This is a genomic window from Dyella telluris, assembly GCF_014297575.1.
Classification (GTDB): Bacteria; Pseudomonadota; Gammaproteobacteria; order Xanthomonadales; family Rhodanobacteraceae; genus Dyella; species Dyella telluris.
Genome location: NZ_CP060412.1, coordinates 1154571 through 1168364 on the forward strand (window position 1 = coordinate 1154571; position 13794 = coordinate 1168364).

Consider the following 13794-nt stretch of genomic DNA (forward strand, 5'->3'; position numbering starts at 1 on the left):
TCCGTCACTGCATCACGAAGCTGGTGAAGTACAGCGCTTCCACGCCCGGACGACCCAGGCGCTTCTCGAGGATCTTGCGCACATCTGCCAGCGCCTGCGCCTGCAGCTTCTGCTTGCCGGCGGCGTCGCTGAGGATGGTGTAGTCCTGGCTGCTGAACAGCATGACCAGCGCATTGCGGATCACCGGGTCGGCTTCCTTCGCGGCGGCCAGCGCGGCGGCGTCGTGCGACATCAGGCTCACGCCGACCTGCAGGAAGCGCATGGACTGGTCGTCCTTGAAGTTGACGACGAACGGCGGATCCAGCGTCAGGTACTGCTCCTGCTTGGACATCACCACCTTCGGCTCATCCGCCTCGGCGCCATGCGCCTTGCGTGCGTTCATCACCAGGTAGCCGGACGCGCCGGCCATGGCGACCATCGCCACGCCCATGATCATCACGACCTTGCTGGAGCCCTTCTTGGGCCCCGCGGCCGCGTTTTCCGTTTGCTCGTTCTGAGCCATGCGAATGTCGATCCCTATCAGTTGCCATATGTCTGCCACCCGTCATGGGTGGCGCATGCCCTTTGGTAGCAAACCGCGTGCCATCGACGGGATGCGTTGCTGCCACTGGGTTTGCGGGGGATGCGACGGGGCGGCGGCGCTTTCTTGACGCCTGTCGGAGATTGGGCGTGACGGGGGGATGGCGGTTGACGGAAGGTTGTCGCGGGAGCGTGCCTTTTCCCTGTTCCCTTGGGAGCATGCGGGGAGCAGCCATGGATGGATGCGGCTTTGGGGGCGAGGATAGGGTTGGGGTGAGGGGTGACCCTGCCTCACCGATTCGATCTCGTCATCCCGGCGCAGGCCGGGATCCAGGGCCTCGGTGGTCGGCTTTCGCCCCACCGCTTCATTCTTTTGACCGTCATCCCAGCGAAAGCTGGGATCCAGGGCCTTTGCTCTCGGCCTTTGCTCTCGGCCTTTGCTCTCGGCCTTTGCTCTCGGCCTCCGGTCTCGCGCGTTTCCGCGATCGGGCCGCTTACGCAGCGGAGGCGTTTCGACCTCCTGCCGGAGGCCGAGTCACTTTTCTTTTGCTGGCCCAAAAGAAAAGTAACCCAAAGAAAATGGCCTCAAGAGCTGGCAGCATTCCGCTGGGATAAGCCCGAACGGCTGAGGAACGTTGCTGCTTGGCAACCTCCGCCTCTACACAGCGGGTACTTCCAAGCGCTTCGCAACGCGCCGATGCGCTGAGGACTTAACGCGGAGCGTCGTGCCGCGAAGCGGCACCTTCTTCCTTGCCACTTGGTGGTTCACATTGAACATCCCCTGTCGCTCGTCCTCTCCCATTCGGGAGAGGACTGGGGTGAGCACTGAGGCGAGAGAGAAACGGACTCCACACGCTGCGAGCCCCACCTGTAGGAGCGCACCTTGTGCGCGACCGCAGCGTCCTGTCGATACCGCTCCGTCAGGTGGTCGCGCACAGGGTGCGCTCCTACAGACAAGCTAAACCGGTACGCCATACGCCGTCGCACCATGCGACGCGATGTGCAGCGCAGCTGCACGAGCCGTCTGCTTTTGACCTACCCGACCCCTTGAGCGGCGGTGAGGGGCGGACGACAGGCCCGCAGGGGGATCGGCAGGGAGGCCGATCCCTTTTCGACAGGACAGGGAGGTCCTGTCGAAAAGCCCGGCCGACCCTCACGGACCGGCCGGCTCCACCGGCCGGCGCCGCGATGGGGGTGCCTTTTCTTTTGGTTACTTTTCTTTGGGCAAGCAAAGAAAAGTGACCCGGCCTCCGGCAGGAGGTCGGAACGCCCGCTGCGTAAGCGGCCAGGTCGCGGCAGCGTTGGAACCCGAAGGCCAGGAGCAAAGTCACTGGACCCCTGCCTCCGCAGGGGTGACGGCTCTTTTGAAGTGGCGAGGCAAGGTTGACCACTCACCTCAACCCTCACCCCAAACGGGAGAGGGAGAAGAAGCGCGGACCGGTCAGGCAAACATATCCACCAACCCCACCGCCACCTTCCCAATCGGCGACACCGCCGAAACCACATCACCCACCTCGTCAGCCAACGAACTCCCACTACCCGACGACGAGCCCGACGCATTCGCCGTCTGCGACGACGAACCCTGCCCCGTATTCCCCTGCCCCACCATCGCCTCTCCCAACGACAGGCCGTGATGGGCGAGCATGGAGTCGAGCTGGGTCAGCGTCTGCTGCACGGCATGAACGGCCTGCGGGTGTTGGGCGATGAAGGCCACGTCGACGTGGTCCTGCTTCACGCTCACCTTCACGTCGAGCTCGCCGAGATCTTCGGGATGGAGGCGGATGCGGGCTTCCTTCACGTCCTGGCCCCCGAGCCAGGTGACCTGCTGGCTCAGTTCCTGGCCAAAGGCCGGCGTGCCGACACTGGATTGCATGGTCAGCACATGCGGCGTAGCGGTCGCGGTGACCCCGTTCGGTTGGGCCAGTGACTGCTGCGACATGGCCGCTGCAGAGAGGTTCTTCAGGGCTTCGAGCGGGTCGCTGCTGTCTTTCTGGTCGGACGACGAGGACGCGGTCAATGCCTGCAAGGCGTTGCTCAAGGCATCGCCCTTGGCCGCCTGCGCGCCATCCGTCGCGGTGGTGTCGACGGCATCGCCGGCGTCATCCGCGTCCTGGCCGGCCAGGGACAAGCTCTTGTCCTTGATCCCGTCCATGGCCTTGCTGAATTCGTCGCCGTCGCCGGCCTTGCCCTGCGCCGTACTGGCACCCTGTATGGCGCCCAGCAGCGAAATGGTTGCCGACGCCGGCAAGGTCGAGGTGGCGGCGCCAGTCACGGCAGCCGTGGCATCGTCGCCATCTGCGTCGGAAACCGTGGATGCAGCGGCGGAGGCAGGCACGCTCTGTCCCAGCAGCGCGAGCATCGCGGCGGCAGCGCCGGGCGCGGCCGTTTCCGCCGTGTCATCGTCCTTGTGATCCGACTTTCCACTGGCCTTGGCCTGCGAGGAAGAAGCGGACGACGTCGTGCTGCCCGATGACGAGGGCGCGGACGATTTCGCCGGCGCCGGCCGGGCATCGTCGCGCTGCCGTGCAAACTGCTGGCGCGCCTGCTGCAGCGGTGCGCTGAACCTGTGGTCGTTGGCGCCGGACGATGCGCTGCTCGTATCGCTGCTTGAGGAACTGTTGGTGGCACTCGGCGCGGGCGCCAGATTTGCCGCCAGGGCAACGGACGGGGTCATGGGTTGTTCTCCGGGAATGCTTTCTTGGACAAGGTCACGACAGCCCTCTCCTCGGTCGACGGTGCTGCATGCGCTCGTCGATCTCGGCCTGTTCGCGACGATCCTCGCTTTTGCGTTCCTGCTCGCGGTAGCGGTCGATCACGCTGCCGAGCGCCTGCTCGCGTGCGTGGGCTTCGCGCCACTGGTCGCGCACGCCGTCGAGGTACCGGCGCTGGCGGGCTACTTCATTGATCTGCTGGGCAATGACCTGGTTGATGCGTTCGACGAATTGGCGTCGGTTGAGCATCGCAGCCACGCTGACGCCGCCCTGCGTTTCCGCATACTCGGCGCGGTATTTCTGCAATTCGTCCAGCTGCTGCTCGGCCTTGGCGAGCTTCTGCTGCTGCTCGGCCAGGCGCTGCATGGCCGCCTCCTGGCGGTCGTGGGCCAGGTCAACGGCAGGTTGCAGGCGGTTCGCGCGGGATTTCACGGCGTACCGCCGGCGGTCAGCGTTTCAAGGGAGCTGATGGCGTCGACCAGTGTGGTTGGCGCGTCCACTTCCTGCTGCAGGAAGTCGCGCAGCCGCGGCCACATGGCAATGGCGTGATCCACCTGCGGATCGGACCCTTTCTGGTAGGCGCCCACGGCAATCAGGTCGCGCTGCTGGCGATACGCCGAGTAGACCTGGCGGAAGCGCTGCGCAGAGCGCAGGTGCTCGCGCTGCACCACCGCGGGCATCACGCGGCTGATGGAAGCTTCGATATCGATGGCGGGATAATGGCCCGCCTCGGCAAGATCGCGCGAGAGCACGATATGGCCATCCAGGATGGCGCGCGATGCATCGGCGATGGGATCATGGCGATAGTCGTCGCCTTCGGTCAGCACGGTGTAGAACGCCGTGATGGAGCCACGCCCTTCGGCATCGTTACCGGCGCGCTCCACCAGTGCAGGCAGCATGGCGAATACCGACGGCGGATAACCCTTGGTGGCCGGCGGCTCGCCGATGGCCAGTGCGATCTCGCGCTGCGCCTGGGCATAGCGCGTGATCGAATCCATCAGCAAAAGCACGCGCTGGCCGCGGTCGCGGAACCATTCGGCAATGGCCGTGGCGTACTGCGCACCGCGCAGGCGCTTGAGCGGCGGCGCATCGGCCGGCGCGGCGACGATCACGGCACGGGCGCGACCTTCCGCACCCAGCGTGTGTTCGACGAATTCCTTCACTTCGCGACCACGCTCGCCGATCAGGCCCACCACCACCACGTCGGCGTCGGTGTAGCGCGTCATCATGCCGAGCAGGGTCGACTTGCCCACGCCGGAACCTGCAAACAGGCCCAGGCGCTGGCCGCGCCCCACGGTGAGCAGGGAGTTGATCGCACGCACGCCGGTGTCGAGCGGCGTATCGATGGGCTTGCGCGCCATCGGGTTGATCGGTTCGTTCTTGAGCAGGGCGTGCTCGTCCACGTCGAGCGGGCCCAGTCCGTCGAGCGGCACGCCATCGGCGCCGATCACGCGACCCAGCAAGGCCTGCCCCACCGGCAACCCGCTGGTGTGCGAGCACGGGCGCACGCGGGCATTCGGCAGCACGCCGTGCATCTCGGTCACCGGCATCAGCAGCAGGCGCTCGTCGGCAAAGCCGACCACTTCGGTATCCAGTTCATTGCCGTCGGCTGTGCTGACCAGGCAGCGTGCGCCCAGCGGCGCCTCGCAACCTTCGGCCTCCAGGGTGAGCCCCACGACGCGGCGCAGCCGGCCTTCCACGGTCAGCGTGCGCGCACCCACGGCACGCTGGCGGCGACGGGCCAGCCGCTCCTGCCACAGTGCGCTGCGGGTGGGCTGCGCGTTCATCCACGCACCTCGTCGGCATCTTCGTCGGTTTCTTCGGCTTCCGCACCCAGCACCGCATCCACCACCGCGGCGAGCCGCGTTTCGATGCGCGCATCCAGGCGCGAGCGTTCGCTTTCCAGCAGGCAATCACCGCGCTGCAGGCTGGGGTCGGGCATCAGCTGCCAGTGCGACTCGACCATGTCCAGCGTGCGCAGCAGGGCGAGATCGTCCGGGTGCAGGCGCACGCGCAGGTTGCCCGACGCCGATGGCAAGGCCAGCGCGGCCTGCCGTACGGCTTCGACCACCAGGTCGGGCGTCACGCGCAATTCGTGCGCCACCACCTGGCGCGCCACGGTCATGGCCAGGCGCGTCAGTTCGAGTTCCACCATGTCGTCCATGCTGCGCAAGGGGCGGGCGGCCGACTCCAGCAGTTCGTCCAGGCGCTGCATGCGTTCCTGCAGTACCGCGCGCGCTTCCGCCATGCCCTGCTCGTGGCCCGCCGCGTAACCTTCGTCACGGGCCTGCTGTTCCAGTGCCTCGAGTTCGCGCACGGTCGGCTGCTGCTGCACCGGTTCCACGGGTGCAGGCTCCGGCGCCACCACCGGCTCGCCCACCTCGGGTGGCAGCCAGCGCTCGAAGGCCTGGAAGTGGTCGCGATTCATCAAGGCACTCATGAGACGAGTTCGTCACCCGTGCCGGAAAGGTTGATCGCGCCCGAATCGGCCAGCTTGCGTGCAATGCCGAGCACTTCCTTCTGCGCGGCATCGACTTCGCTGAGGCGCACGGGGCCGGACACTTCCAGGTCGTCGCGCAGCATGTCGGCGGCGCGCTTGGACATGTTGGCGAAGATCTTTTCGCGCACGCCGGGCTCGGCACCCTTCAGCGCCGTGACCAGGCGCGCGGTGGGCACTTCGCGCAGCAGTGTCTGCATGCTGCGGTCGTCCAGGTCGCCAAGGTCCTCGAACACGAACATCAGCTCTTCGATGCGGCCACTCAGGCCCGAGTCGTGACTGCGGATGGCCGACATCAGCTCGGTCTCGCGGCTGGTTTCCATCGCATTGAGGATGTTGGCCGCGGCCTTCAGGCCGCCCACGCTGGCGGACTTCAGTTTCTTGGTGTTACCGCCAGAGAACTGGCGCTCCATGATTTCGTCGAGCTCGTTCAGCGCATGAGGCTGCACGCCATCGAGCGTGGCGATGCGCATCACCGCGTCGCTGCGCGTGCGCGGCGGCAGGTAGCCGATGACTTCGGCCGCCTGGTCCGGCTCCAGATGCGCCAGCACCAGCGCGATGATCTGCGGATGCTCCTGCCCGATCATCTCGGCAATGGCGCGACTCTCCATCCATTTCAGCGACTCCAGCCCCTTGCTGGTGCGGCCGAGCAGGATGCGGTCGATCAGGCCACCGGCCTTGTTCTCGCCCAGCGCATTGACCAGGATCTTGCGGATGTATTCCTCGGTACCCACTCCCAGCGAGGTATGGCGACCCATGTCCTCGTCAAGGCGATCGAGCACCATCTCCACCTGCTCGCGCGTGACGTTGGAAAGGCTGGCCATGGCCGAGCCCACCGCCTGCACGTCGCGCGCGCTGAGGTGCTTGAGCACTTCGGCTGCGTCCTGCTCGCCCAAGGTGAGCAGCAGGATGGCCGCGCGCTGGGCGCCGTTGATTTGCAGTTCTGCTTTCATGATTCGATTCACCCGCTAACCTGCCTGGCCATGGTGGTCTGATGGATCGCGCTCAAGCGCGCGATGTCGCGATCAGCCGCCATCCTCGCCCACCCAACTCTTCACCACCTGCGCCACCTGCTTGGGGTTCTCGCCCACCATGCGGCGCGCAGTGCCGATGCGCTGCTCGTAAGCGAGCTGCGGCGGTATGCCGCCCAGGCGCACGGGCTCGTCCAGTGCTTCGTCGTCGTCCACGCGTACCGAAATCGTCGGCATGCCCGGGCCACCGCCTGCGCCGGCCAGAGCCAGCTCGGTACCGGGCACCGGGCTGCGCGACAGACCGCGCAACAACGGACGCAGCAGGCCAAAGGCCACCAGCAACGCCACCAGGATGCCAGCGCCCTGCTTGATCAGGTCGAGCATGCCTGGGCGCTCCCAGAACGGCTGTGCGGGTGCGTCGACGTTGGCGCTGGGGTCCTGGTGGAACGGCTGGTTGATCACGCTCACGCTGTCGCCGCGCTTGTCGCTGTAACCGACTGCATTGCGCGTCAACGTGGTGAGGTGTTCCAGTTCCTGCGGCGTGAACGGCACGCTCTTGGGCGCACCCTTGTCGCCAACCACGGTCTTGTTGTCCACCACCACCGCGACGGTAAGGCGCGCGAGGCGGCCCGCCGGATCGCTGACGTGGCTGATGGTGCGGTCAAGCTCATAATTGCGCGTGGCGCTGCTGGTGGTATCGCTCGGCCCGCTGCTCTGCGCCGTGGCCGTGGTCTTGCCCTTGCCCGCATTGGGCTTGGCCGCGGTGGGCTGCGACACGGCGGTCGGCGGCTGGTTGCTCAGCGCGCCAGGCACCTGGCCATCGCTGGCCTCGCCGGTGTGCTGCTCGCTGTTGGTCTGCTCACTGCGCAGCGCGGGGTGTTCGTGATCGAACGTCTCCGTTGCCTTTTCGGTTTCGCTGAAGTCGAGATCCGCGTAGACCTGTGCGCGCACCTTGCCCGCACCGACCAGCGGCGTCAGCAGTTCCTCGATGCGCTGCGCGTAGGTGTTCTCGATGCGCGTAGCCAGACGCAGGCGCGAATCGCCCACGGCGGTGGCGCTGGCCGCATCGGTGGTAGTGAGCAACTGGCCCTGCTGATCGACCACCGACACCTGCTTGGGATCGAGGTTGGGCACGCTGGAAGCGACCAGGTGCACGATCGCCGCCACTTGGCTGGCGTCGAGCTGGCGGCCGGGATACAGCGTCACCAGCACGGACGCGCTGGCTTCCTTGTTGTCTCGGATGAATGCCGACGGCTTGGGCAGCGCCAGATGCACGCGCGCGGCGCGCACCGACTGCAGGCCGGCAATGGTGCTGCCCAGGTCCGTTTCCAGCATTTGCTGGTAACGCGTGCGCTCGGCCAGATCGCTCATGCCGAACGGCGAGTCTCCGCCCGGTGCCACGGCCGTGGCCGCACTGCCCTGCGGCAGTCCCTGCGAGGCCAACTTCAGGCGGATGGCCGCCAGGTCGGAGGCCGGCACCATGATGGAGTTGCCATCCGCACCCAGCGTGTACGGCGTGTTGGACGCCTGCAGCGCCTGCGTAACGGCGGCGGCGTCTTTCTGTTCCAGGCCTGCGTACAGCAGGCCGTAATTGGGGCCACGGGACCACAGCACCACGGCCACGCCAAGCGCCACGGCGGCGGCCACACCAATCAACAGCAGCAGCTGCCGCGATGCCGGCGTGCTCGCAAGCTGTTTGAGATCCAGGCGAGAACCGGGCTTTTCATCGGTGGTCGCGAGGGCGTTATCGGCCATGGAAACTGCTCTTCCTTGGGGGACGCGAAGTCGTCAGTTAACCGGTCAGACCGGCATGTTCATGATGTTGTTGTACGCGTCGACCAGCTTGTTCCTCACCTGGGTCAACGTGTTCAACGACAGGTCGGCCTTGTTGATGGCGACCATGGTGCGTGAGAGGTCGGCGCCCTCGTCGCCACGCTCGAAACTGGCTGCCTGCTGGCCGGCATCCATCTGCGCATCGGCCACCGACGAGATCGATTTCTTCAGCAACGTGGAGAAATCGGTTTGCCCCGACGCTGCCGCGGTGAACGACTGTTCCACCGGTTTCGTCTGCAGGGAGAGCTGGCGCATCTGCGACAGCAGGTTGTTGACGTCGATCTGACCCATGACGGAATTCCAACGCGTAAAGAGTGCCTGAGGGTGTTACTGCACGACGCGTGCCAGTGAGCGAGGAGTGAGTGAAGAGGAGTGAGAAGTGAGAGAAAGCGAGAGCACTTGGCCTTCTCTCACTTCTCACTTCTTTCAACTCACTCCTGCACTTACGCCTGAAGGCTGGGCTGCAGGCCGTACTTGCGCAGCTTTTCCACCAGCGTGGTGCGCTGCATGCGAAGGAGCTTGGCGGCATGCGCGACGACACCACCGGTAACGTCAAGCGCTTGACGGATCAGACCCACCTCGATGTCGGCCAGATGGTCCTTCAGGTCCAGGCCGCCTTCCGGCAGCATCATCAGCGACTCGCTGGACACCACGGACAGCGACTCCGGCAACACCGGCGCCTGCCCGGTCATCAGCGACAACAGCGCCGCGCCGCGCACTTCTTCCACCATCTGCTGACCGCGATACTTTTCCGGCAGGTCATTCACACGCACTTCGCTGTGCGGATAGAGGATGGAAAGACGCTCGACCAGGTTGTAGAGCTCACGCACGTTGCCCGGCCACGCATAGGTGTGCAGCGCATTCATCGCACCGGCGCTGAAACGCACGCTGCCCAGGCCGCGGCGCGACAGGCGATGGTTGAACTCGTCCACCAGCTCGGACAGGTCGTCCAGGTGCTCGCGCAGCGCCGGCATTTCCAGCGGGAACACGCTGAGGCGGTAATAGAGGTCTTCGCGGAACTGGCCATTGGCGATGGCATCTTCCAGATTGCGGTGCGTCGCAGCGATGATGCGAACGTCGCAACGCTGCGTGCGATTGCTGCCCACGCGCTCGAACACGCGCTCCTGCAGCACGCGCAGCAACTTCACCTGCATCGGCAGGCTCATGTCACCGATCTCATCCAGGAACAGCGTGCCGCCCTCGGCCAGCTCGAAGCGGCCCTTGCGGGTGCTGATGGCGCCGGTGAAGGCGCCCTTCTCGTGGCCGAACAGCTCGCTTTCCAGCAACTCGGCCGGAATGGCGCCGCAGTTGATCGCCACGAACGGCTTGTCGCGGCGCGATGAGGTTTCGTGGATGCTGCGCGCCACCATCTCCTTGCCGGTGCCCGATTCGCCCAGCACCAGCACGCTGGAATCGAACGGCGCCACCTGGCGAATCAACGCGCTCACGCGGGCCATCGGACCCGAACTGCCCACCAGGCGCAGCTCCGGCCGACGCGGCCCCTGTGCCTGCGGACCGCGCAGCATCTCGGCGAGCTGCTCATAGCGCAGCGGAAATTCGATGATGCCGACGTGACCGGCGTTGCTCGTGCGATCGGCGCCAAGGCGCGCCAGCCATTCCGAATCGGAAGCCAGCAACACCCTTGCATCATTTGCGGCGGAGCCGAGCTGGGCGAACTGGCGTTCGGCTTCGGCTTCATCCCGCACATTGCCCACATAGACGGCACGCCATGCGTGCGTCGTTTCGTCCACCACCTTGCAGTCTTCGCCGCGCAGCGGCTTGAACCCAAGGAACTCCAGCGCCGAAACAACCGACTCCGCCCTGCGATGATCGGATTCGATCACCAGTACGTCGAACTTGCCCATGTGATGCTCTCGTGCGTGCTTCATTGGTGACCCCCTGGATTGCACCTTCGTGCGTGACGACAATCCGTCGCCGTCCGCGCGAGGTAATGAGCAAGAAGGGGGCCAGCCAGTCACGGATTTCCGACATGCCCTTTAAAGGGGTGCCTGCCGGTGAGCGTCACCTTGGCTGAATACCGCCGCGAATGTCCTCAGAGGTATGCCACAGATGGCTGAATCCACTGAAAAAATGCAGAGGGCGGCAATGCTCGGGAAGGTGACCCTGTGCGACACCTGATCGAGATCTGCGTCAAAGAACTTTCTTCTCGGGATTCCGTAGCGTGATATCGATCACATTTCGCCTGTGATCGTGTTCCGGCATTCAGGAAGCTGTCTGGCGACGCTCTGCCACTTTACGTCGGTGGTGACGGAACACGAGTCGCTCAATCGCGTCACATGTGGCCTCGTCCATGGTTTCGAAGGCAACAAAAATGTGATCCGCATCACGCTCTTGCACGTAACGGGCGACCAGTTCGAGCGGCAGGGCCAGGCAACCGTCGAAGTGGAGTCGCACCAGCGCCTGGGCCTGGTCCACCGGCCACAGCGACCGTGGCAATAACGCGCCGATCGCGTTGAAGCTGACACGGGAGCGCGGCGGAAGATCGGCATTGCGCTGGAGCAGCTGGTCCAGCATGGCCATCAGCACGTTCATCTTGCTGTCGAGTCGCTGCATGTCGAGGGCCACCGGGCTCTCTTCGTCCACGGTTTCGCTGCGTCGCTCGTTGAACATCGCCAGCGTGCCCAGCACGCTGAGATTGCGGTCACGCATGGCGGTGCGCTGCAGGTCGCCCAGCGCCTCGGTCAGGGCGACGCAGCCAACGTGAAGGCCGTCGTCGTAGGTGACCCGTTCGGAAAATGCCTGCCAGGAAGCGTCTTGCATGATGCCCTCGTCGCGGGGCCGCCCGGATGGCGGCCTGGCGGGATTATGCGCGCCTGGTGGTCATGGCCGGCCCGATCACTCGGCGCCGGCAACCAGGTAGGCGCTCAGTGCGCGGTGGCGGTGCGGATGCTCTTCCAGATCGGTGCCCAGGCGATCCCGCTGGCGACCGGCCAGCGCACGCACCTCTTCGGTGTGGGCCAGCAGCTGGCGAAGCAGCGGCAGTACAGCCGCGTCATCGTTCGGCAGGGCGACGATGCCCTTGCCGCGCGCCTCTTCCAGCGAAACCACCGCCTCCCAATCGCCGGAGCGGGCGGCGGCGAGCATGCGCTCACTCAGGTCCAGCAACTGTTCGTAGAAAACCGACATCGTCAGGCCACCGCGCCGGGCGCGCGCTTCTGTGCGGCCAGGAACTGGTCGCGGATCTGCTGCCAGGCGTCTCGCACCGGCGTGAGCAGATCCACCACTTCGTCGATGGCACGCTCGTCATTGTTCAGCTGGGCATGCAGCAGGCGACGGCTCGCGTAGTCGTAAAGCGCGTCGAGACGAGCGGCCAGCGGACCGCCCTGCGCGTGGTCCAGGCTGCCGCGCAGCTCGCCAATGATGGCGTGCGCCCGTGCAAAATGTGTCCCTTTGGCCGGCACATCGCCCCGGCGCATGGCGCCGCGGGCCTGGTTGATCCGGTCGATCGCGCCGTCGTAGAGCATGCCAGTCAGCTGATGGCGGTCGGCGCCTTCCACGCTGCCGCGCGCACTGGTGTCCTGATAGAGCGCGCTGGCGTTGCGCATGTAACCGTAAGTCATGGTCGCTTCCCCGCGATCAGTTCTTCGAGTTCGAATTGGTCAGCTGCGCCAGCGCCGTGGTCAGGTACGAGCTGGTGTTGTTCAGCGAAGACATCAGCGTGTCCAACGCCGTGTACTGCGACTGCAACTGCGACTGGTAGGTCGCCATGCGGTTGTTCAGGGCGGTCTGCTGTGTGCTCAGCTGCGTCAGCGTGCTGTTCAGGCTGTCCATGCGCGTGCTGATGATGCCGCCGCTGGACGTGTACGAGTTGATCGCGGTGTTGAGCTTGGTGCCGTAGCCGTTGGTGCCGACGAACAGGTCTTTCACCGCCGACGGATTGCTCTGGAAAGCGGACGCGAGCTTGCTGGTGTCGAGCGCCAGCGTGCCATCCGCATTGCGGGTAATGCCCACATTCGCCAGCGTACCGATGCTGTTGCCCTTCACCGAGCTGCTCAGCACCGAGGCGATCGAGCGCTGCACCGAGGAAAGCGTGGTATCGCCCAGCAGCACACCGGCCGCACCGGTGCTGGTGTCGTAGCTGGACAGCGAGGACACCGTGCTGGCGTAGCTGTTGTAAGCGGTAACCAGGGCCTGGATGGCGTTGGTGGCGGCCGTGTTGTCCTGCGCCACGGTCAGCGAATTGGTACCGGTGCCGGTGAGGTTCAGCGTGACGCCGTCCATCATGCCGGTCACGGTATTGGTGGCGCTGGTGACGGCAATGCCGTCCACGGTGAGCTTGGCGTCCTGCGCCTCGTTGCTGCCCGCCGTGTTCAGCGTGGTCGCCAGGCTGGACAGGCCGCTGCTGCTGGTGGCGTCGGCGCTGATGGTGAACGCGTTGGCCACACCCGTCTTGCTCGAGCTCAGCATCAGCTGCTGGCCGTTGGTGCCGTTGACGATGGTCGCTGTCACGCCCGGGTTGGACGAGGAGCTGTTGATCGCGGTGGCGATGTCGGCCAGGGTGTTGGTGGCGGAAACCGCCACGTTCATGGTGTTGGCGCCCACCGTGATGGCCAGCGTGCCCTGCCCCACGGCCGTGCCGGAAGCCACCGCGCTGCTGGCGCGCTTCTGCGCCGTGGCCAGCTGGCTCACGGCAATGGTGTACGAACCCGGCTGGGCGCTCGACATGGTGGTGGCCGTGCCGATGCTGCTACTGCTGCCCTGAGCGGTCAGGGTCGAGGTGTAGCTGTTGAACGTGTTGACCGAGCTCAGCGTGGCCAGCGCGGTCTGGATGCCGCCGAGCGCGGAATTGAGCGAGGACAGGCCGGTCAGCAGATTGTTCGTCTGCGTGGTGCGGCTGGTGATCTGGTCCTGCGACGCGGCTTTGCGCGCATTCACCAGCGCCGTGACGATGGAGCTGACATCCAGGCCCGAACCGATGCCCGCTGCGCTGAGGGAGCCGCCGCTGGAGCTGGTGGTCGACGAACTGGAGGAGCTGGACGAGGAGCTGGAGGTCGAACCGCTCGAACTGCTCGTGCCACTCGTTGCCGAGGTGAGCTGGTTGAGCAGCGTGCTCAGGCTGCTGGTGCTGCTGGTGCTGCTGGTCGTCATCGCACTACCTTGTCAGTTTCCCGAAATGATCCCGCCGAGGCGGAAGGTTCGAGCCCCCGGCAAAACCTTCGCACGCAAAGGCTTTGCCGGAAGCTCCCGGAACACCCGGCGGGCTGCGAGTAGCAACCCGCCAGGTGGTAAATCCAGCCCAGGA

General features: G+C 65.6%; 13 protein-coding genes. All 13 read right to left on the reverse strand.

The window, feature by feature from the left end:
* Positions 1–4 precede the first annotated feature (4 nt).
* The 13 genes from H8F01_RS05405 to fliD all read right to left on the reverse strand — a co-directional run bounded on the left by H8F01_RS05405 (position 5) and on the right by fliD (position 13640).
* Entirely contained in the window at positions 5–502 is a 498-nt protein-coding gene (locus H8F01_RS05405; RefSeq protein WP_187058005.1) for a flagellar basal body-associated FliL family protein, read from the reverse strand.
* Between the two features lie 1458 nt (positions 503–1960).
* Positions 1961–3193, reverse strand: coding sequence for a flagellar hook-length control protein FliK (locus H8F01_RS05410; RefSeq protein WP_187058006.1), 1233 nt, complete (start codon positions 3191–3193; stop codon positions 1961–1963).
* A 34-nt stretch (positions 3194–3227) separates the two neighbouring features.
* Positions 3228–3662 carry a flagellar export protein FliJ gene (gene fliJ / locus H8F01_RS05415; protein WP_187058007.1) on the reverse strand — a complete coding sequence of 145 codons (435 nt, stop codon included), beginning with the start codon at positions 3660–3662 and terminating at the stop codon, positions 3228–3230.
* Complete coding sequence (fliI, locus tag H8F01_RS05420; protein ID WP_187058008.1) at positions 3659–5017, reverse strand: flagellar protein export ATPase FliI; 1359 nt, start codon at positions 5015–5017, stop codon at positions 3659–3661. Before fliI ends, fliJ begins: the two co-directional genes overlap by 4 nt.
* A complete protein-coding gene (locus H8F01_RS05425; RefSeq protein WP_187058009.1) occupies positions 5014–5670 on the reverse strand; it encodes a flagellar assembly protein FliH in 657 nt (218 codons plus the stop codon). Before H8F01_RS05425 ends, fliI begins: the two co-directional genes overlap by 4 nt.
* A complete protein-coding gene (gene fliG, locus H8F01_RS05430) occupies positions 5667–6662 on the reverse strand; it encodes a flagellar motor switch protein FliG (RefSeq protein ID WP_222615754.1) in 996 nt (331 codons plus the stop codon). Before fliG ends, H8F01_RS05425 begins: the two co-directional genes overlap by 4 nt.
* Before the next feature lie 90 nt (positions 6663–6752).
* Positions 6753–8453, reverse strand: coding sequence for a flagellar basal-body MS-ring/collar protein FliF (fliF, locus tag H8F01_RS05435; RefSeq protein WP_187058011.1), 1701 nt, complete (start codon positions 8451–8453; stop codon positions 6753–6755).
* Between the two features lie 45 nt (positions 8454–8498).
* Positions 8499–8822: a flagellar hook-basal body complex protein FliE gene (fliE, locus tag H8F01_RS05440; RefSeq protein WP_187058012.1), complete on the reverse strand. Its 324-nt coding sequence runs from the start codon at positions 8820–8822 to the stop codon at positions 8499–8501.
* A gap of 152 nt (positions 8823–8974) precedes the next feature.
* Complete coding sequence (locus H8F01_RS05445) at positions 8975–10396, reverse strand: sigma-54 dependent transcriptional regulator (protein ID WP_187059168.1); 1422 nt, start codon at positions 10394–10396, stop codon at positions 8975–8977.
* Positions 10397–10754: 358 nt separating this feature from the next.
* Positions 10755–11312, reverse strand: coding sequence for a PilZ domain-containing protein (locus H8F01_RS05450; RefSeq protein ID WP_187058013.1), 558 nt, complete (start codon positions 11310–11312; stop codon positions 10755–10757).
* A gap of 75 nt (positions 11313–11387) precedes the next feature.
* Positions 11388–11678, reverse strand: a complete 291-nt coding sequence (locus H8F01_RS05455; RefSeq protein WP_187058014.1) for a flagellar protein FliT — start codon at positions 11676–11678, stop codon at positions 11388–11390.
* Positions 11679–11680: 2 nt separating this feature from the next.
* Entirely contained in the window at positions 11681–12112 is a 432-nt protein-coding gene (gene fliS, locus H8F01_RS05460) for a flagellar export chaperone FliS (protein WP_187058015.1), read from the reverse strand.
* A 16-nt stretch (positions 12113–12128) separates the two neighbouring features.
* Complete coding sequence (gene fliD / locus H8F01_RS05465; RefSeq protein ID WP_187058016.1) at positions 12129–13640, reverse strand: flagellar filament capping protein FliD; 1512 nt, start codon at positions 13638–13640, stop codon at positions 12129–12131.
* Positions 13641–13794 lie beyond the last annotated feature (154 nt).

What these genes read in the sequence shown, in the direction of transcription:
- H8F01_RS05405 (WP_187058005.1), bottom strand. Translation starts at nt 502, where the DNA reads ATGGCTCAGAACGAGCAAACGGAAAACGCGGCCGCGGGGCCCAAGAAG.
- H8F01_RS05410 (WP_187058006.1), bottom strand. Translation starts at nt 3,193, where the DNA reads ATGACCCCGTCCGTTGCCCTGGCGGCAAATCTGGCGCCCGCGCCGAGT.
- fliI (WP_187058008.1), bottom strand. Translation starts at nt 5,017, where the DNA reads ATGAACGCGCAGCCCACCCGCAGCGCACTGTGGCAGGAGCGGCTGGCC.
- H8F01_RS05425 (WP_187058009.1), bottom strand. Translation starts at nt 5,670, where the DNA reads ATGAGTGCCTTGATGAATCGCGACCACTTCCAGGCCTTCGAGCGCTGG.
- fliF (WP_187058011.1), bottom strand. Translation starts at nt 8,453, where the DNA reads ATGGCCGATAACGCCCTCGCGACCACCGATGAAAAGCCCGGTTCTCGC.
- fliE (WP_187058012.1), bottom strand. Translation starts at nt 8,822, where the DNA reads ATGGGTCAGATCGACGTCAACAACCTGCTGTCGCAGATGCGCCAGCTC.
- H8F01_RS05445 (WP_187059168.1), bottom strand. Translation starts at nt 10,396, where the DNA reads ATGGGCAAGTTCGACGTACTGGTGATCGAATCCGATCATCGCAGGGCG.
- H8F01_RS05450 (WP_187058013.1), bottom strand. Translation starts at nt 11,312, where the DNA reads ATGCAAGACGCTTCCTGGCAGGCATTTTCCGAACGGGTCACCTACGAC.
- H8F01_RS05455 (WP_187058014.1), bottom strand. Translation starts at nt 11,678, where the DNA reads ATGTCGGTTTTCTACGAACAGTTGCTGGACCTGAGTGAGCGCATGCTC.
- fliS (WP_187058015.1), bottom strand. Translation starts at nt 12,112, where the DNA reads ATGACTTACGGTTACATGCGCAACGCCAGCGCGCTCTATCAGGACACC.
- fliD (WP_187058016.1), bottom strand. Translation starts at nt 13,640, where the DNA reads ATGACGACCAGCAGCACCAGCAGCACCAGCAGCCTGAGCACGCTGCTC.